The organism is Mesorhizobium sp. M0185 (genome assembly GCF_040322175.1).
Classification (GTDB): domain Bacteria; phylum Pseudomonadota; class Alphaproteobacteria; order Rhizobiales; family Rhizobiaceae; genus Mesorhizobium.
In genome coordinates this window covers 119,783-136,930 of sequence record NZ_JAMYSY010000006.1, presented here as the reverse complement: position 1 = coordinate 136,930, position 17,148 = coordinate 119,783, and the positions used below count along the sequence as shown (strand labels likewise).

16 protein-coding genes are annotated in these 17,148 nt (G+C 62.4%); 3 read left to right on the top strand and 13 right to left on the bottom strand.

Annotated elements, in window-relative coordinates:
• Nucleotides 1-222 precede the first annotated feature (222 nt).
• The gene (locus NKJ20_RS07465; RefSeq protein ID WP_352456438.1) at nt 223-993 is read left to right on the top strand and encodes an isocitrate lyase/PEP mutase family protein; all 771 of its coding nucleotides are present in this window, start codon (nt 223-225) and stop codon (nt 991-993) included.
• Nucleotides 994-1,007: 14 nt separating this feature from the next.
• On the opposite strand, the gene NKJ20_RS07460 is transcribed toward NKJ20_RS07465, so the two are convergent.
• The 3 genes from NKJ20_RS07460 to NKJ20_RS07450 all read right to left on the bottom strand — a co-directional run bounded on the left by NKJ20_RS07460 (nt 1,008) and on the right by NKJ20_RS07450 (nt 3,993).
• Complete coding sequence (locus tag NKJ20_RS07460) at nt 1,008-2,057, bottom strand: M14 family metallopeptidase (RefSeq protein ID WP_352743323.1); 1,050 nt, start codon at nt 2,055-2,057, stop codon at nt 1,008-1,010.
• A gap of 101 nt (nt 2,058-2,158) precedes the next feature.
• The gene (locus NKJ20_RS07455; RefSeq protein WP_352743322.1) at nt 2,159-3,535 is read right to left on the bottom strand and encodes an FAD-containing oxidoreductase; all 1,377 of its coding nucleotides are present in this window, start codon (nt 3,533-3,535) and stop codon (nt 2,159-2,161) included.
• On the bottom strand, nt 3,532-3,993 hold the full coding sequence (locus NKJ20_RS07450) for a DUF4126 domain-containing protein (RefSeq protein ID WP_352450545.1): 462 nt from the start codon (nt 3,991-3,993) through the stop codon (nt 3,532-3,534). The genes NKJ20_RS07455 and NKJ20_RS07450 overlap by 4 nt, the downstream gene beginning before the upstream one ends.
• Before the next feature lie 148 nt (nt 3,994-4,141).
• Between NKJ20_RS07450 and NKJ20_RS07445 the strand changes: the two genes are divergently transcribed.
• A complete protein-coding gene (locus NKJ20_RS07445; protein WP_352450544.1) occupies nt 4,142-4,699 on the top strand; it encodes a sugar O-acetyltransferase in 558 nt (185 codons plus the stop codon).
• A gap of 58 nt (nt 4,700-4,757) precedes the next feature.
• Here the strand turns inward: NKJ20_RS07445 and NKJ20_RS07440 are convergent, their stop codons facing one another.
• From NKJ20_RS07440 to NKJ20_RS07430, 3 genes are all read right to left on the bottom strand, one after another.
• Entirely contained in the window at nt 4,758-5,267 is a 510-nt protein-coding gene (locus tag NKJ20_RS07440; protein WP_352450543.1) for an RES family NAD+ phosphorylase, read from the bottom strand.
• Nucleotides 5,264-5,743, bottom strand: a complete 480-nt coding sequence (parS, locus tag NKJ20_RS07435) for a type II RES/Xre toxin-antitoxin system antitoxin (RefSeq protein ID WP_352638288.1) — start codon at nt 5,741-5,743, stop codon at nt 5,264-5,266. Before parS ends, NKJ20_RS07440 begins: the two co-directional genes overlap by 4 nt.
• A gap of 187 nt (nt 5,744-5,930) precedes the next feature.
• Complete coding sequence (locus NKJ20_RS07430; protein WP_254819147.1) at nt 5,931-6,920, bottom strand: helix-turn-helix domain-containing protein; 990 nt, start codon at nt 6,918-6,920, stop codon at nt 5,931-5,933.
• Nucleotides 6,921-7,047: 127 nt separating this feature from the next.
• Between NKJ20_RS07430 and NKJ20_RS07425 the strand changes: the two genes are divergently transcribed.
• The gene (locus NKJ20_RS07425) at nt 7,048-7,695 is read left to right on the top strand and encodes a cysteine hydrolase family protein (RefSeq protein WP_023679515.1); all 648 of its coding nucleotides are present in this window, start codon (nt 7,048-7,050) and stop codon (nt 7,693-7,695) included.
• Nucleotides 7,696-7,767: 72 nt separating this feature from the next.
• On the opposite strand, the gene NKJ20_RS07420 is transcribed toward NKJ20_RS07425, so the two are convergent.
• The 7 genes from NKJ20_RS07420 to NKJ20_RS07390 all read right to left on the bottom strand — a co-directional run bounded on the left by NKJ20_RS07420 (nt 7,768) and on the right by NKJ20_RS07390 (nt 17,046).
• Nucleotides 7,768-9,447 (bottom strand): formate--tetrahydrofolate ligase, encoded by a 1,680-nt coding sequence (locus NKJ20_RS07420; protein WP_352743320.1) that lies wholly within the window; start codon nt 9,445-9,447, stop codon nt 7,768-7,770.
• A 307-nt stretch (nt 9,448-9,754) separates the two neighbouring features.
• Complete coding sequence (locus tag NKJ20_RS07415; protein ID WP_352450540.1) at nt 9,755-10,879, bottom strand: DUF2333 family protein; 1,125 nt, start codon at nt 10,877-10,879, stop codon at nt 9,755-9,757.
• 14 nt (nt 10,880-10,893) lie between these two features.
• Nucleotides 10,894-12,198 carry a DUF6638 family protein gene (locus NKJ20_RS07410; protein WP_352743318.1) on the bottom strand — a complete coding sequence of 435 codons (1,305 nt, stop codon included), beginning with the start codon at nt 12,196-12,198 and terminating at the stop codon, nt 10,894-10,896.
• A 109-nt stretch (nt 12,199-12,307) separates the two neighbouring features.
• A complete protein-coding gene (locus tag NKJ20_RS07405) occupies nt 12,308-12,724 on the bottom strand; it encodes an endonuclease domain-containing protein (RefSeq protein ID WP_352743316.1) in 417 nt (138 codons plus the stop codon).
• A 117-nt stretch (nt 12,725-12,841) separates the two neighbouring features.
• A complete protein-coding gene (locus tag NKJ20_RS07400; RefSeq protein ID WP_352743314.1) occupies nt 12,842-14,752 on the bottom strand; it encodes an AAA family ATPase in 1,911 nt (636 codons plus the stop codon).
• A 24-nt stretch (nt 14,753-14,776) separates the two neighbouring features.
• Entirely contained in the window at nt 14,777-15,922 is a 1,146-nt protein-coding gene (locus NKJ20_RS07395; protein ID WP_352743313.1) for a hypothetical protein, read from the bottom strand.
• A 35-nt stretch (nt 15,923-15,957) separates the two neighbouring features.
• Nucleotides 15,958-17,046 carry a hypothetical protein gene (locus NKJ20_RS07390; RefSeq protein WP_352450536.1) on the bottom strand — a complete coding sequence of 363 codons (1,089 nt, stop codon included), beginning with the start codon at nt 17,044-17,046 and terminating at the stop codon, nt 15,958-15,960.
• Between the last annotated feature and the right edge of the window lie 102 nt (nt 17,047-17,148).

Genomic DNA, 17,148 nt, shown 5'->3' with positions numbered 1-17,148 from the left:
ACGCGAACGCGTTCGAACAGGCCGCTGTCAGCGAGCCCACCACCAAATGGTCTTGATCGAACGCATATTCATGGCGAAATCCATAGCCGCGAAAAGCGGTATGCGCAACAGGTTTGAAAGTCTGTGGGGTGGCTGCCGCTTTCGCAACCCATGGCACATGGCCAAGACCGGCCGTCCTGCCTAGACTCTGCATCAAACAGCAGGAAGACGGGAAAACATCAAATGACCCAGCAGTTCGACCGCGCACGGACGTTCCATTCTCTCCATGTCAAGGGAAACCCGATTGTCCTCTACAATGCCTGGGACCCAGGCTCCGCCAAGATCATCGAGAAAGCAGGGGCCAAGGCCATCGCCACCGGAAGCTGGCCGGTCGCGGCCGCTTTCGGATTCGCCGATGGCGAGAAAATCCCGTTGGAACTGGCGCTCGAAAACATCAAACGCATCGTTGCGGCGGTGGATGTGCCGGTAACCATGGACCTCGAGGGGGGTTACGGGGTCGCTCCGGAGGTTGTCGCCCGCAGCGTGACGCTCGCCGTGCAGGCTGGAGCCGTCGGCTTTAATTTCGAGGATCAGATCGTCGGCGGCAGTGGGCTGCACGACATCGCCATACAGGTGAGGCGGATCGAAGCGGCTGCAGCGGCGGTGAAGACGTCGGGTATTCCGGCCTTCATTAACACCCGAACCGACATTTTCCTGAAGACTAAACCGAATGCGCACGACAAGGCTCTTCTCGATCAGGCGATCGAGCGGGCGCACGCCTACGAAAGGGCCGGAGCGCATGGCTTCTTTGCGCCGGGGCTTGCCGATGAAGGCCTGATCGAGGCGCTCTGCGAGGCAACGGCATTGCCGGTCAACATCATTGCCCTGGCGCATGTGCCGCCGCGCCAGAGGCTTGCCGAACTCGGCGTCGCCCGCGTGAGCCATGGTCCGGTGCCGTACCGGCAGATGGCCGAATGGCTGGAGGCCAAGGCGCGACAGGCGATTTCGGGATAACCTGGCGGGGTGCGTCAGTCCTCCAGCGTTCCCGACCTTGCATCGGCGCTCGTCCCGTCGCCGACCAGCTTCACGAGGTCTTCGCCGGCGCGGATGATGCGGCGGGAACGCCGCGTCAGGATGAGGCCCGCCTGCGGCGCCAACACTTCCGTGCGGCCGTCGGGCTCGCCGGGCGCGTGGACGATGGTGGCAAGGCGCGCACCCTTGGTGACGCGGTCGCCCGGCTTCACGTCGTACAGGATCGCGCCCGAGCGGGGCGCCGGCATCATCTCGATGTTTTCGAGCGGCGCGACGAGCCCAACGAAGCTGCCAGGCGCGGGCAGCGCCTGATCCTGGATGACGTCGCGCGCCACCAGCAGCCGGTAGAGCCCTTCGGCATCGGCGCCGGCGAGGGCGCCGTCGACATCGAGTATGCCGCGATATTCGACCGTGGTGGCGACGCGCCGGTCGAGGCACGCGACGTCGGCGGGAACGTTCTGATACGGCATGATCGAGGCGCCTTCGAAGGTGCCGTCGGGGTCTTCGTCCCACAGCATCACCGCGTCGACGCCCATGGCCGCTGCACAATCCGCCATGGCCGGCCACAGGCTGGTGTGGACGTAAAGATAGGCGAGGCCCTCATCGTCGCAATGCAGGTCGAGCACGATGTCGTGGCCAATGGAGAGCTGCAGCAGCCGCGTTTTCAGCCGCTGGTCGACCGTGCCGTGCGCCGGCAGCAGCGTGAGGTCGGGCGCGGCGAGCCGCGGAAAGCCGCGATTGAAATTGGTGCGCGTGCCCAGATGAAAGCGGCCCTGATGGTCGCCGTAAAGATATTGCGCGCGGCCGATCGGATTAGCCCAGGGCACGATGGTCATATTGCCGGTGATGCGGCCTTCGGCTTCCGCCTTGCTGAGCATCGGCATCAGCGTGTCGATGGCGACGACGCCCGGCAATTCGCCGGCATGAAGTGCCGCCTGCAGATAGGCGGAAGGCGCCGTCTTGTCCGTTCCGGCGAAGCGGAAGACGGGGAATTCGTAGGAAACGCCTTCGCTGTCGCCGGCGACGCGTTCGATGGACTTCTGCATGGGATGGCTCCGGGAGAAGAGGCGGAACACATGCCCTTTTGCCGCTGGGCTGTCGATTGGTCCAGTCGCTGCCGCTATGGGCGCACGATTCTACCCGGCCGTCACACCAGCGGCTTGAGTTCCTGGGCGATGGTCGGCAGAAGCTCCGAGACGTTCGGGTGGATGTGCACGGCGCGCGCCAGCGTGCTGACCGGCGCCTTGGCATACATCAGGTCGAGCACGCAGTGCACCGCCTCGTCGCCGCCCGGGCCGAGCACCGAACAGCCGAGGATCTCCTTGGTGTCGGCATCGACCAGGATCTTCATGAAGCCTTGCGTCTCACCTTTTTCGACGGCACGGCTGACGCGGGTCATTGGCCGCTGGCCGACCAAGGCGCGGCGGCCGGATTTCCTTACCGCGGCTTCGGTCATGCCGCAGCGGCCGAGCGGTGGGTCGATATAGAGCGCATAGGCCTCGATGCGGTCGCTGACCTTGCGCGGATCGTTGTCGAGCAGGTTGGCGGCGACGATCTCGTAATCGTTGTACGAGGTGTGGGTGAAGGCGCCCTTGCCGTTGCAGTCGCCCATCGCCCAGATGCCGGGCACGCTGGTGCGCAACTGGTCGTCGACGACGATGAAGCCGCGTTTGTCGACCTCGACGCCGGCTTTGTCGAGGCCGAGATCGTCGGTGTTTGGCGTGCGGCCGAGCGCCAGCAGCACATGCGAGCCGACCGCAGCCGCCTTGCCTGGCGAGAAGGTCACGGCGATTTCGTTGCCTCGCCTGGCGAAGCGGATGTCGTCGGCGCCGAGATGGACGGCAATGGCTTCGTTTTCGAGGATCGACAAAATGGCGTCCGAGACATCCTCGTCCTCGCGACCGATCAGGCGCGGGCTTTTTTCGATGACCGTGACTTCGGAACCGAAGCGGCGGAACATCTGCGCGAATTCGAGCGAGACATAGCTGCCGCCGACAACGATGAGATGGCGCGGCAGCACGTCGAGATCCATCATCGAGGAATTGGTCAGGTAAGAAATGCCGTCGATGCCAGGCAGGTCGGGCACCGAGGCGCGCCCGCCGGTGTTGAGGAATATCTTTTCGGCGCTCAGCAGATCGTCGCCGACGCGCACCGTGTTGGCGCTTACGAAGCGCGCATGGCCGCGATAGAGCGTGCATTTGTCCATGCCGGCAATCCAGTCTTCGAGATTGCCGCGGGCGCCGTTGGAGACCTTGTCCTTGCGCGCCTTGATCGCCTTGTAGTTTACGCCGACGGGACCGGACAGCGTCACCCCGTAATCCGCGGCCGAGCGGGCGAGATGCGCGGCATAGGCGCTTGCCACCATCGTTTTGGTCGGCGTGCAGCCGGTGTTGACGCAAGTGCCGCCGACCAGCTTTCGCTCGATCAGCGCCACGCTCATGCCGGCCGCATTCAGCCGGCCGGCGAGCGGTGGGCCGGCCTGCCCGGCACCGACGATGATGGCGTCGAATGTCTTTGCCGTCATGCCGCCGCCGCCGCGATCAGAAGCCCGCCGACGATCGCCACCGCGTCCTCGATGAAGGCGGCCGGCGGGTCCTTGCCGAAGGCGGCGGCCAGGCGTTTACGCGCCTCGGCGCCGCCCAGCGTGCCGATCACCGCGCCGATGGCGCCGGCGATCAGGCCGCCGATGGTGGCGCCGCCGGTGGCGCCGATCACCGCGCCGGTGAAAGCGCCCAAGACGATACGCGTGCCGAATTGCTGCGGCACCTTGCGGCTCGGCGCCGAGGGCAGCTGGTCGGTGACCAGTTCGGCGATGGCCAGGATGGTGAAGATGCCGACGGCGATCCAGTGGCCCATGAAGCTGGCCCAGGTGTCCGCGACCGGCAACCAGCCAAGCCAGGCGCCCCAGGCGACGGCGGCGGGCGCGGTCATCGCGCGAAGCCCGGCAACGATGCCAATCAGGAGTGCAAAAATGTACAGCATGATTGATCCCCTCGATGGCCGGCTTGGGACAGGTCCGAGAGAGCAAGCTACCATAGGTCCGGTATTTGACCAGAGGTGGTGTCGCCGCCGGCGCTTCCGCATTTGCAGCACTTGTGCTTTGGCAAAGATTGAGACTGGAGTTGCGGCCATGGCCGAAAGCGAACGCATGAAAATGGCGGCGGGCGAGTGGTATTGCTGCCTCGATCCGGAACTGGAGGCGTTGCGCATCACGGCGCGAGACGCGGTGTTCGAGCACAACAGCCTGCCGCCCCGGCAGCGTCGCGACATCGGGCCTGGATTGCGGACGCTGCTCGGCGCTGCGGGCGAGGGCGCCCGGATCGAGGCGCAGTTCCACTGCGCTTATGGCTTCAACATCTTTCTCGGCGACCGCGTTTTTCTCAATGCCGGCTGCATCATTCTCGACACGGCGCCAGTGCGCATCGGTAAGGGAACGCTGCTCGGCCCGAATGTGCAGATCTATTGCGCCGAGCACCACAAGGAGGCTGCCGGGCGACGGGCAGGGCTGGAGATCGCCAAGCCGGTCGAGATCGGCGACAATGCCTGGATCGGCGGCAGTGCCGTCATCCTCGGCGGAGTCAGGATCGGCGATGGCGCCATCGTCGGCGCCGGTGCTGTGGTGACGCGCGACGTCGCGGCGAACACCACGGTGGTCGGCAATCCGGCACGGGTAATCAGCAACAACTGAGCACCGTGCTTCTGTTGCCGGTCACGTCCTCGTTCTGATGGACATGGGGGCGGCTATGTCACTTGGCTGGAGGTGGATGCAACCGTGTGTCGAGGGCAAACGCCTCCTGGGTCTTCATGGCGTATGCCCCTCTGGCGAGGCTCGCGTCGAAGATCAGGTTCCAGCTATGCTGCGATACGGCGCTCGGAATCACAACGAACCGGTGCCGTTGCAGAAGATCGTCGCCAAACGCCTGTTGCCAGGAGCTCGGAATGCCCGGGCGCAACCACTTGGGGTTGGGCACGGCGGCGGGGTCGACGATATGCACATCCGCGACATCGCTGACGATTGCTGCCGTCATGACATGCGCAATCGTGTCGAGCGCCCTGAAGCCCTTATGGACCGCAACCTCGAGGATCGCAGTCGACGGATCGATCGAGCAGTAGACGGCGCGCACGCCCTTGCTGTTCCAGCGTCCGCCCACCCTGTATGCGCCCTCGCCACTATCCCATGTAGGCGCAAACGCGGCTTGATCGAGGCGCCATCCGATGAGGTCGGAGCCACCAAGCGCCGCCGGCAGCGGCGTCATGCATAAACGCCATATTCAAGCCGTTCCAGATAGTCTTCTACAAGCTCGATCCCCGCCGGCGTCGCCAGAAGGTCGATTGGACGACGCTGGTCGAGCCCAATCGCCGGGCGCTCCAGCCATTGCTCTGCCTCCGCCTGCGAACCGAACACGTCGGTAGCTTTCGACAGGATCTCCGCGAACTTCCAGGTTCGTCCGCTCTGGTCCTGACTGAGAGGCTTGGACGGAGCATCCTTGCGGCGCTGGTAGGTGCGCAGGCTCATGCCGACGGCCTTCTCCAGCGAATCGGTCTTCTGGATGAAGACGAGTTGCCCGATAAGATGGTCCAGCGCTGAAGCCGGCAGGCCGTGCAGAAGCAACTCGTGGGCATCCAAAGCGCTGCTGAGGCGCCTTGCCAGAATGCGGCTGCCGCCTAGCAATTTCGCCACCTTCTGAAGTTCATTGTTTTTTGCTGCTGGCGCAGCCTTTTCCAATGCCATCGCCACGGCGAGCCCTCTTCGCGTCATCTGTCGCTTTAATATATGACAGATGACGCAGAGCCTTTCAACCACGACAGGATCGAGAGCAGGGCAATCGCTTCGAGAGAAAAGATAGCCTACTCGGGCCAGATGGCAGTCCAACGTCGGCACTGAAGCGATTGCCCTGGAATCGAGCGCGAGCCGAATTTCACCTCGGCATGTGCGCCACGCGCTCCTCCTGAGCACTCTTCGAGAATTCGCGCCGGTACTGCGCCGGCGAGGTTCTGAGGCGCGCTGCGAAATGCTGGCGCAGCGAGGTAGCGCTGCCGAAGCCGGCCTCGAAGGCAACCGTGTCCATCGATTTTTCCGTTGCTTCCAGCAGCCGTTGCGCCAGCTGGACGCGCTGGTCGGTCAGCCAGTCGCCGAAACTGGTGCCGATCGTTTTCTGGAAACGGCGCGTGAACGTCCGGCGGGTGAGGCCGGCGTGACCGGCAACGCTGTCCAGACTGTGCGGCTCACCCAGGGTTTTGCGCACCGCTTCGAGAGCTTGGGTGAAGCGGTCCGCATTGCCGGTCCTGGCGATGGGACGTTCGATGAATTGCGCCTGCCCGCCCTGCCTGTGCGGAGAAAGCACAATCTGCCGGGCAAGGCGAAGTGCCGCCTCCGCGCCGTAACGAGCCCGTACGACGTGCAGGCAGCAGTCGAGCCCGGCGGCGACGCCGGCGGATGTCACGACATCGCCATTGTCGATGTAGAGCACTTCCGGTTCGACGAGAATGTCGGGATAGAGTTCCTGCAGCTGATCCGCGTAGGCCCAGTGCGTCGCCGCTCGCCGCCCCGAAAGCAGTCCGGTCGCCGCAACAGCGAACGTTCCCAAGCACAGTCCGACGATCAGCGCGCCGCGCTCGTGCGCGCCAAGCAACGCGTCGATCAATGCCGCTGGAGGCGAGCTCCCGAGATCTTTCCAGCTTGGCACGATGACGATGTCGGCGTCATCGAGCGCGGAAAGCCCGTGCGGGACGCTGATGGTCAGCCCGGCATCGGTGCGGATCGGCCCGTCCTCAATCGCGCAGACCCGGAAGTCGAAGCGCGGCAGGCCGAGCTCCGTGCGATCCGCGCCGAACACGAGACACGGCACGGAGAGATGAAACGGGCTGATGCCATCGAAGGCGATGGCGGCAACGGCAGGATCGGTCATGGGAGCTCCAGCAACGGGTGAGGCGATTGTCCCAATTCTTTCGAATAATGTCAATCGGGACACTTTTTGCAATCCGGTGCCGAGCTTATCGTCCACCCATCAATGTCCAACGGGAAAGGAAAACCCCATGTCGCAACCAGCCAAAGGCAAAGCTCCACGCCGCGCCCTCATCGTCATCGATGTTCAAAACGACTATGACGGCGGCAACCTCGCCATCCAGCATCCGCCCTTCCGCGACAGCGTCGTCAATGTGGCGCGTGCGATGGATGCGGCCACCGAGGCAGGCGTCAAGGTGGTGGTCATCAAACAGTTGGCGCCGGAAACCTCACCGGTCTTCGCCAAGGGCAGCCATGGCGCCGAGTTGCACCCGGAAATCGCCAGGCGAAACCGCGACCACTACATCGAAAAGAACTTGCCCAGCGCCTTCACCGGCACGGACCTCGAGGAGTGGCTGCGCGCCAACTCTATCGATACGATCACAGTCATCGGCTACATGACGCATAATTGCGACCTGTCGACGGTCATCCACGCCGTGCATATGGGTTTTGAGGTCGAGTTCCTGTCGGACGCAACGGGGTCGTTGCCGTACGCCAACAGCGCCGGCTACGCTTCGGGGGAGGAAATCCATCGCGTCGTGACGATCGTATTGCAGTCGCGCTTCGCGGCCGTTCTCAAAACCGCCGAGTGGATCGATTGCCTGAAGACCGGCGTGGTTCCCCAGCACGACACACCCTATGCCTCCAACCAGCGCGCGCTGGCGCGAAGCGCGGCGTAGGAGACTGTTGCGAACAGGCAGAAGGACGCCGCAGCGTTGCGGCGCCCTTTGCCGTTCAAGCGTTGATTATCCCTAAAACAGGCCTTCGATCTGGCCCATTTCGTTCAGGAAAATCTTTTCCGAGGATGGCGCTTTGGGCAGGCCGGGCATGGTCATCACCTCGCCGCAGATGATGACGACGAAGCCGGCGCCGGCAGACAGCCTGACCTCGCGCACCGGCACGGTGTGGCCGGTTGGCGCGCCGCGCAGATTCGGATCGGTGGAGAAGGAATATTGCGTCTTGGCCATGCAGACCGGCAAATGACCGTAGCCGGCGTGCTCCCAGGCGTGGAGCTGGTCGCGCACCGATTTGTCGGCGATCGCTTCGGAACCGCGATAGATGCGCTGGACGATGGTGTTGATCTTCTCGAACAGCGGCATGGCGTCGGGATAGAGCGGGGCGAATTGCGACGCGCCGGATTCGGCCAACGCCACGACTCTTTTGGCCAGTTCCTCGATGCCGGCCGATCCCTGGGCCCAGTGCTTGCACAGGATCGCCTCTTCGCCCATCGAGGTGACGTAGTCCTTCATCGCCTGGATCTCGGCCTCGGTATCGGAGTAGAAATGGTTGATGGCGACCACTGCCGGCACACCGAACTGGCGGATGTTCTCGATGTGGCGGCCGAGATTCGCACATCCCTTCTTGACCGCCTCGACGTTCTCCTTGCCGAGGTCCTCCTTCTTGACGCCGCCATTCATCTTCAAGGCGCGAACCGTGGCGACGATGACCGCCGCGGCGGGCCTCAGGCCGGCCTTGCGGCATTTGATGTCGAAGAACTTTTCGGCACCGAGATCGGCGCCGAAACCGGCTTCGGTGACGACGTAGTCGGCAAGCTTCAGCGCCGTCGTCGTGGCAACGACGGAGTTGCAGCCATGCGCGATGTTGGCGAAGGGGCCGCCATGCACGAAAGCCGGGTTGTTCTCCAGCGTCTGCACGAGATTGGGCTGCATGGCGTCCTTCAAGAGTACGGCCATCGCACCGTCGGCCTTGAGGTCGCGGGCATAGACGGCCGACTTGTCGCGACGATAGGCGACGATGATGTCGCCGAGGCGCTTTTCCAGGTCCTTCAGGTCGGTCGACAGGCACAGGATGGCCATGACTTCCGAGGCGACTGTGATGTCGAAACCGGCCTCGCGCGGGAAACCGTTGGCGACGCCGCCGAGCGAACAGATGATCTCGCGCAGCGACCGGTCGTTCATGTCCATGACGCGGCGCCAGACGACGCGGCGGGTATCGATGCCGAGCTCGTTGCCCCAGTAGATGTGGTTGTCGATCAGCGCCGACAGCAAGTTATGGGCGGTGGTGATGGCGTGGAAATCGCCGGTGAAGTGGAGGTTCATGTCCTCCATCGGCACGACCTGCGCGTAGCCACCGCCGGCGGCACCGCCCTTGACGCCGAAATTCGGTCCGAGCGAAGCCTCACGGATGCAGACGATGGCCTTCTTGCCGAGGCGGTTGAGGCCATCGCCCAAGCCCACCGTCGTCGTCGTCTTGCCTTCGCCGGCCGGTGTCGGGTTGATGGCGGTGACGAGGATCAGCTTGCCATCCTTGTTGCCCTTCACCGACTTGATGAACTCGGCCGAGATCTTCGCCTTGTCGTGGCCGTAGGGCAGAAGATGTTCGCTCGGAATGCCGATCTTCTGGCCGATCTCCTGGATCTGCTTCTTCCTGGCGCCGCGCGCGATCTCGATGTCGGACTTCACTTCGGCCATGGACGACTTCCCTCTGAATTGGACGGATTTGACTAGTGTGGTCGCAAGAATAGCCCGGCATTGCAGGCGCGGGCATGTTCTACCCCTGTCGCTGCCGCGGCGTCAACTTTCATGCAACTATGTTTCCTACGAAGAAAATGCCTCTGCGGCCGGCTGCCCTGCTACAGGTTCTTTTCGCGCCGGTTGCCGCGCCGTATAGAAGCCAGAGCAGGCGCGGTTCCGCCGTCTCAAAACAGCCGCGTAATACGCGAAAAGCGACAGAAGCAACGGCGCAAATTCACCAGCGCCGGCTGTGCGGGACGATCCGCTACTGCGTCAGGACGTTGCTGATCTCGACCATGTTCGAGCGCACCCTGAGTATGTAAAAGCCCATAGTCGTCAGATGTGTCGGCAACAGCCAGCCGTCCTCGCGGCCATTGGCGATGATGAAGGGCTGGATGCGCAGTGCCGAGACGAACTGCGCGTCCATCGTATCCCACAGGTTCTGCAGGTGCTTTTCCTTGATGACGTCCTCGAAGTCGGCCTGTGCGCCCTTCATCAGCCCGTAATAGGCATAGAGCTGGCCATAGGCGAACCAGAAGCGGTCGTCGGCGCGAGTGTCGAACCAGCCATTATTGTGGTTTTCGGCACGCTCCTTGAGGATCGCCGAGGTCGAACCGATGTCGGACGAGATGCGGTCGATATACTGCTTGAGATTGTCGGCGCGGGCATCGAACGTCGCCTGGCAGGCTGCGAGGCGGGCGTTGAAGGAACGCAGCTTGCGCACCGCGTCGCGATAGTAGCTCGGCGTCGGCGTCTTGGGGCCGAACGGGTTCAAGCCGAAATACCAGGTTTCCTCGTCGAACTGCAGATTGCCGCGGGCATCCTGCAGGTCGGCGTCGATCTGCGAGGTGGTGCGGACGCGGCCGAGATTATCGGCAAGCTCGGTCGCCGTGCGCCGCACCGCCTGGTTGATGCCGCGCTGGAACGAAGCCTTGTTGTCCATGAACGGCGTGTGATCCCAGTCGATGCCGAACAGGCCGAGCTTGTAAAGGATCATCGACGACACCCAGGCATTCTGGTTGACGTTGAAGTCGGTCAGGTCGGCCGCAACCTGGGCAATGGCTGAATTTCCGCAGGTCTTGGCCGTGTCGGTGCCGGCGCCGGCGGAAACCTGTTCACCGGCGGAGCTGTTGCGTTTTTCGAACGTGTATTTGTCGACGTAATTCGGGTCGAAATTGTTCCACCACTGGGTGGCGTAGAAGAAGTTGACATAGAGACCGATCAGCACGAGCACAGCCAGGCCGAGCACCGCCTTCAGGATCCAGCCGCGTTGCGTGTACCAGCGCCCCGCCCACAGGAACGGCCACAGGATCGCGCCGATGAGCAGGCCGATGCCGCGGCCAATCCACTGGAAAATCCGGGTGAAGAAACTCACGATCGGATCAAGCATGGCGATGTCACCCCTCAGTCAGTCAAGCCGTAGAGGCGTGTGCGAAACGCCACCTTGTCCTTCAGATATGTGGTTTTCAGAACGTCCACAACATGCGATCGCCAGGCGTCGCTGAAGCCCTCATAGTCCCTGTAGAAGCCCGGCTTGTTGAAGACATAACGCGAAACGAAGTCCTGCGGCACGAAGTCCGAGATCAGCTGGTTGGTCAGCCAGGCGTCGGGATGGTCCGGCTTGGCGCGGATGACCAGGAAGCGCTGCTGCGGGAACACGTCCTCGATCTTGAGATGGCCGAGCTGGGCGATCTCGCGCTTGGCGGCGTTGAGGAAGGGAAAATTGCCGTCCCTGGTGATCAGATCGGTATGGCCGTGGATCCAGGTCTGCAGCCAGACCTTGTCGACGTCGGTCAGATTGCGGTCGGGATCGGCGTCGCGGATCAGCGCGCGCACCACCATTTCGGCGCGATGCTCGAGATAACCGGAGGTTTCGATCCATGAGGCGCGCGGCAGCTCGATGCGGCCGGTCGAGGCGAGGAACTTGAACACCTTGTCGGCATCGTGGATCGAAAGGTAACTCACCTGCCACGGCCGCGAGCGGCGGAAACCGGGCGCTGCCGGGTCGCTGATCACCGTCGTCACGTCGGGATCGACGAACACATAGAGCCCGCCGAAATGGCTGGTCCAATAGGCATTGTGACGGAAGATCACCTGGTCCGGCACCAGCGCATTCTCGCGGATGTCGCCGCAGACCTTCGCCAGCTCGACCATGTGGGCCAGCATGGCGTTGTCGCGCCAGGCATCCGGCTCCTGCTTCAGCCGGTCGACCAGCTTGCCGAGCTCGGCGGCCTTGCCGAGCACATCCTCGGCCGACAGCACCTTGAACTCGACCTGGTTGATCGACAGCAGGTCCTCGATGTCGTCGACCTTGGGGACCGAATCCTCGATCTCGCCGTAGATGACGTCCTTGATCGTCAGCGCATCGATGGCGCGCTGGTTCTTGGACATGAACTCGTACATCAGCAGCGAGGTGTTGGAGAACGCCGTGTGCACCACCGGCAGGTCGATCTGCGACGGCGTCAGGATGATGAAGCGGCGGTTGACCTCGTTCGGATCGAGGTAGCTGTAGTCGCCGCATTCCTCGGCGACCTGCGGCGAGAAGCCAGTGCGGTCGATCTCGAAGCTTTTCAACTTGGTCGGCTTCAAGCCGAACGCGACCATCGCCTTGTTGTAGCGCTGGATCAGGTGCGGCTCGTCGATCATCAGCAGCCGGCCGTAGATCAGCTCGTTGTCGCGCAACAGATCGGGTTTCTTGGCGGGGCTCATGTGCGCGATACCAATGGATCTTGCGCTGGAGGATCGAGCTCCAGCGGTGACGCCCCCCTCTCCCCGTTCTTCACGGGGAGAGGGTAAGGGTGAGGGGCGGCGCGAACGGTCAAGGACATGTCTCTCCATACCCTTTGGCGGTGACAAATCGAAGATCATGCGTTTCGATATGGCGTTCGAGGCGTCCTTCGATCGCAGCCAATATTGTCTCAAGGACTGCTTCCCGGTCCTTCAATACGTCGACGTTCCAAAAGCGCAGCATGGACCAGCCATTCGAGCCGATGAAGCGATCCCGGATTCGATCATATTGGCTGCCGACATGCTGACTGCCATCGACTTCGACGACGAGCTGGCAGTCTCTGCAGGCCAAATCGGCGAAGTAAGAGCCTATCGGCAACTGCCGTACGAATTTATGGCCGTTCAGTCTGCAGTCGCGCAACTCCATCCAGAGCGCGGCTTCTGCATCGTTGTCGGATTGACGCAGGCGCCTTGCGCGCCTGGTTATGTCTATTTCTGGTCCACGCATGCGCTGCCCCTCACCCTTACCCTCTCCCCGTGAAGAACGGGGAGAGGGGGGCGTCAGCTTTTGAGCCACGTCTTTCAGCGTTGCTGTGGGAGCTTATGCAGCGCACCAGAAGAAACCTCACGCATTCCACAGCCCCTTTTTCTTCATCTCCTCGATCTCGCGGACGGCACGCTCCCGCAGACGGGTGTCGCGGATCATCTTGGTCACCGCCGCATCATCGGACTTGTCGGAATAGCGGAATTCGGAATCCGCGTAGCGGTTGATCTCCTGCATGACCATGTCCATCGAGAATGGCCCGCGCAGCTCCTCGATCATGGCTTTCTTGTCGTCGTAACCCTTGTGCATGAAGGCTTCCGGCTTTTCGAACCACTCGTCGGGCAATTCGATGTCCATGGCGCGCATCTTGATGGCATCGGTGACGTTCTTGATGGCGCGGCCGGTAAAGCGCGGCTCGGCATCCTTGATCAAGTGCAGATAGGTGCCGATGTCGGCCATCGTCTTTGGCGCGCCATTCTCCTTCATGTAGCGCTCATAGACCTTCATCAGCCCGTCTTCCTGCGGCTTTTCATGTTCCTCGTAGGCTTCCATCACCGCGCGCTGGATTTCCTGGGCAGCGTAGAGCTTGTGCTCGCCGAGCGGGATCTTGTGGTTCTTGCCGGCGAGCAGGACGAAAATGTCGATGTAGTCGTCGCGGCTCTGCGGGCCATCGACCAGCCAACGCGCGCCGGCGCGCTGGCGCAATGCGTCGTCGACGTTCTCGGGATAGTTGGAAAACATGCCGAACGAGCAATTGCCGCGCACCACGGTCGCCGCACCTCCAAAGGCGTCCATAAGCACACCGGTGATTTCCTGCTGGCCGGCCGAGGCGCGGTCGTCGGACCGGCGTGCCGCCACCTGGTCGATATCGTCGATGGTGCCGAAGCCGATGACGCGCGGGTTCAGCACATTGTTGATGAACTGTCGGCAGTTCTGGCCCGACTTGCCCTGGTAGGAGGAGATCTGGTCGACGCCGAAATTCTCGTAGGCGAAGGGATAGCCGGCGACCTGGCAATAACCATTGAGAAGACCGGCGATCATCTGGATCAAGGTTGTCTTGCCGGTGCCGGGCGCGCCATCGCCGATAAAGGTGAACAGGAAGCCGCCGAGCTCGACGAACGGGTTCAGCTCGCGCTCGAAGTCGTAGGCCATCAGCATCTTGGCAAGCTTGACTGACTGGTATTTGGCGATGTGGTTGCCGACGACCTCTTCCGGTTTTTTGAAGGTCATCACCAGCGGCTTTGCCCGCTTACCCGGCGCGACGTCGAAGCCGTCAAGGGTAAAATCGTCGACGTCGATGCGGATATGCGCGTTCTCGAACGGGCCGATGCCGTCGAAGCGGCCCTTTCGCGCCAACAGCCCGTCGATGGCGACGCGGGCAAAGGCGCGGGCGCGGGTCATCAGGTCGGCATCATCCTTCGAACCTGCTATCGCCCTGTCGAGCCCGGCCACGATCGACTTCACCGCATCCTGTGGCGTGTCGAACAGAAAGTCCGGCTCGGGCGTGTCGTTCGGCGCCTCGCCGTCGCTGTCGATCAGCTGGAACAAATAGGAGGCAAGGCTGAAGGCGGAGATGTAGGCAGAGGCCGACAGCAGCTTCTTGAAGGTGGCAGCTTCATCGCCTTCGAGCGGCGCGCGGGCGTTTTTCGCCTGCAGACTTTCGAGGTCCGAGCCCTCGGCGAAGACATCCGATATGGCCAGCGCTATCGCTGTGCCGCGCCGGGCGCGAAACAACAGCGTGTGCTGCGGGATGGTCAGCAACTGGTCGTCGGAATGGACGGCGGCGACGGTTTTGGAGAGCTCGACCTCGCGCGTGCGGCGCACCGAGCCGACCGAGACGGTAGAGACGAAGCGGCGGTTGGTGCCGGCAAGCGCGGTGCCGGACTCGCGCGATGGGTCCTCCAGCACGACGATGCGGGTGATGAAACTTTGCGCAGTGGCACGGTGCTTTTCAATTGCCGCTTCCGGGATGGTGGTCAGGCCGGTGTCCATGGAGGATGCTCCGCGATTTGACGGTCAGACGTCGCTGATGACCTGCCCTTTGGACAGGATGTGGACCTTGTAGCCCGAAAAGATCTTCTGCGCCTCGCCGGCGGCATAGAGCGCCTGATAGGCCTCGTGCGGAATCAGCGCATGGTTCTCGTAGTTGGACACGCCTTGCCGCGCGGCCTCGAGATCGTCGGTATTGATGAAGAATTCCTGTGTCGTCTTTTCGCTCGAAAACAGCCCCTTGCGGCCTGGCTTTTCGGCCTTGGAAAAGACCTCCTGGATGGTCCAGGTCAGCAGCCAGGCGTTTTCCGGCTTGCGCACCTTGGCCAGCACTTCGCTCACTGTCGAATTGTTGTCGGTAATCCCTGCAGAATAGAACGGGCCGAGCACGACGCGACGCAGTTGCTTGGGATGCAGCGGCTCGAAATCATTGTCGAGGTTGACCGCGATGGTCGCCGGCGACAGCGCGTAGGCGGAATTCTTCTCGGTGAAATCGTCGAAACGGTGGGCAAGCTCGGGATTGAGCAAGCCGTCGACCGGCAGCGGAATGTCGACCCTCTCATTAAGTTTGCCGCTGGAGTCGACAAGCTGCCGGATCATGTCGTCCGAGGAATCCTCAACCGTCACCATATAGACAAGCGGCAGGTTGGCGCTGCCGTCGAAGCACGCCCAGTGGACCAGATAATAGGGGCGCAACGTCTTCGGATTGACCGACACCTTGACCGTCTGGGCCAGCGTGAACGGGCCGAAGGTGGTCTCGCTCTTGACGTCCTCGAGGTAAAGCCGCTCGGCCATCGACTTCTGCAGCGCTTCGGGGAATTCCTTGTGGCGCAGGATGAAGTCCGCCATTTCCTCGCGCAGCTCGCTGGCCGAAGGGATGACGGCGAGTCGCGCATCGGCCTGCAGCCGGTCGTTCTCCAACTCGAGCAGGTTCTGGAAGACCGGGAAACCGCTTTCGGCGCGCGAGATGCGGAATGTCTCCGTGAAGCCCAGCCGGTTGCGCCAGCACGAGAACGACTTGTCGAGCCGCGCAATATATTCGGCGACGACCTTGGCGACGATGCCGTGCCGATAGAGCGGCGAGCGATCGTCGCGCATGAACACTTCGAGGCCGCCAAGTGCCGCCGTGATCGCCGAGAAATAGCGCGCCGCAGCTTCGTTTTCGGGGGTCATGCTGCCAGCCCTTGGGAGCAGTGCACGTGCAGCAATTACGACTGCACGTAATTTGCCGAATTGTGCTTCTTCATCACATCGTCGAAGCGGCGGGCGAAGGCATCGTCGGCGAGCTTCTTGCGGCGCTGGATGTCGGCGGTGGCGACCATGTTTTTCTCGTGCATTTCAAGCAGATCGCCGATGTGCTTTTGCGAGGCGGCACCAATGCCGGCCATGGTCTCTTCGGCGGTGTTGTCGACCTGGCTGCCCAGCGTGTTGATCTTGTGGGCGACATCCTGTTGGGCGGCGGTCTTCAGCGAATCTTCCAGCGCCTTGTACAGAACGATGCGCTGCTCGGTATCGATGGTCAGTTTGTTGATCAGCGTCGATTGCGCCGCGATCTGGTTGTTGAGGGAATCGACGAAGGTCTGGAACATCGAGGTGTAGCGCTCCAGCGTCTGGCTTTCGGCCAGCAATTCCTGCTCCTTGGCCTGCTTCTCGTTGTATTCCGTGGCTAGTTTCGAGCGTTCGCCTTCCAGCTGGGTGCGCTCCTTCTGGCTGGTCGAGGCGGCGATCTTGTTCTCGATGTCGAGCAGCATCGGGTTGAGTTCTTCGATGCGTTTCTGCACGGTCTCGAGATTGGACATGGTGGTCTTGCGGCGCTCGATCACCTGCGACAGGCTGGCCTCGGAGGTCTTGTAGCGCGTGTCGAGAACCTGCTTCTGCGCCTTGAGGATGCCGACGATGGTGTCGGATTTCGCCAGCAGCTCCTGCAGATTGCCGGCCAGCGACATGTTGCGGACGCGGTCGGTGCGCAGGCGCTGCTTGCGCTGGCTGGAGAAGACACCGACGAAATTTTCCCAGCCGGTGTAGTTCTTCATGCTCTCGAATTCGGCGCCGAAGACGTTGGTGGCGTCCTCGAGGCCGATAATCAGGTCGGCGATATTGCCTTCCATCACCTTCTGCTGCTTCAGCACGTCCTCGATGCGAGCATTCTCGATGTCGAAATTGGCGTCGCCGATCTTCTTGTCGGCGGTGGCGAGCGTGTCGAGCACAGTACCGGACTGCTCGATCTTGGTGCGCATGTCCTCAACGACCTGCTTGGTCTTGGCAATCTCGGCGTCGAAATTCTGCAATGTCGCCATTGGGGCCTCCCGCTTCGGCATCGGTTTCGTTCGCAAACCGCCGCGAATATATGTGCCGGGTTTGGCGAATGAAAGACGGAAGACATGGGATTACAGGAAAAC

Excerpts from the sequence above, each read along its gene's own strand:
- NKJ20_RS07390 (WP_352450536.1), bottom strand. The coding sequence starts at position 17,046 with ATGGCGACATTGCAGAATTTCGACGCCGAGATTGCCAAGACCAAGCAG.
- NKJ20_RS07420 (WP_352743320.1), bottom strand. The coding sequence starts at position 9,447 with ATGGCCGAAGTGAAGTCCGACATCGAGATCGCGCGCGGCGCCAGGAAG.
- NKJ20_RS07430 (WP_254819147.1), bottom strand. The coding sequence starts at position 6,920 with ATGACCGATCCTGCCGTTGCCGCCATCGCCTTCGATGGCATCAGCCCG.
- NKJ20_RS07465 (WP_352456438.1), top strand. The coding sequence starts at position 223 with ATGACCCAGCAGTTCGACCGCGCACGGACGTTCCATTCTCTCCATGTC.
- NKJ20_RS07405 (WP_352743316.1), bottom strand. The coding sequence starts at position 12,724 with ATGCGTGGACCAGAAATAGACATAACCAGGCGCGCAAGGCGCCTGCGT.
- NKJ20_RS07400 (WP_352743314.1), bottom strand. The coding sequence starts at position 14,752 with ATGGACACCGGCCTGACCACCATCCCGGAAGCGGCAATTGAAAAGCAC.
- NKJ20_RS07455 (WP_352743322.1), bottom strand. The coding sequence starts at position 3,535 with ATGACGGCAAAGACATTCGACGCCATCATCGTCGGTGCCGGGCAGGCC.
- NKJ20_RS07460 (WP_352743323.1), bottom strand. The coding sequence starts at position 2,057 with ATGCAGAAGTCCATCGAACGCGTCGCCGGCGACAGCGAAGGCGTTTCC.
- NKJ20_RS07445 (WP_352450544.1), top strand. The coding sequence starts at position 4,142 with ATGGCCGAAAGCGAACGCATGAAAATGGCGGCGGGCGAGTGGTATTGC.
- NKJ20_RS07450 (WP_352450545.1), bottom strand. The coding sequence starts at position 3,993 with ATGCTGTACATTTTTGCACTCCTGATTGGCATCGTTGCCGGGCTTCGC.
- NKJ20_RS07440 (WP_352450543.1), bottom strand. The coding sequence starts at position 5,267 with ATGACGCCGCTGCCGGCGGCGCTTGGTGGCTCCGACCTCATCGGATGG.
- parS (WP_352638288.1), bottom strand. The coding sequence starts at position 5,743 with ATGGCATTGGAAAAGGCTGCGCCAGCAGCAAAAAACAATGAACTTCAG.
- NKJ20_RS07415 (WP_352450540.1), bottom strand. The coding sequence starts at position 10,879 with ATGCTTGATCCGATCGTGAGTTTCTTCACCCGGATTTTCCAGTGGATT.
- NKJ20_RS07395 (WP_352743313.1), bottom strand. The coding sequence starts at position 15,922 with ATGACCCCCGAAAACGAAGCTGCGGCGCGCTATTTCTCGGCGATCACG.
- NKJ20_RS07410 (WP_352743318.1), bottom strand. The coding sequence starts at position 12,198 with ATGAGCCCCGCCAAGAAACCCGATCTGTTGCGCGACAACGAGCTGATC.
- NKJ20_RS07425 (WP_023679515.1), top strand. The coding sequence starts at position 7,048 with ATGTCGCAACCAGCCAAAGGCAAAGCTCCACGCCGCGCCCTCATCGTC.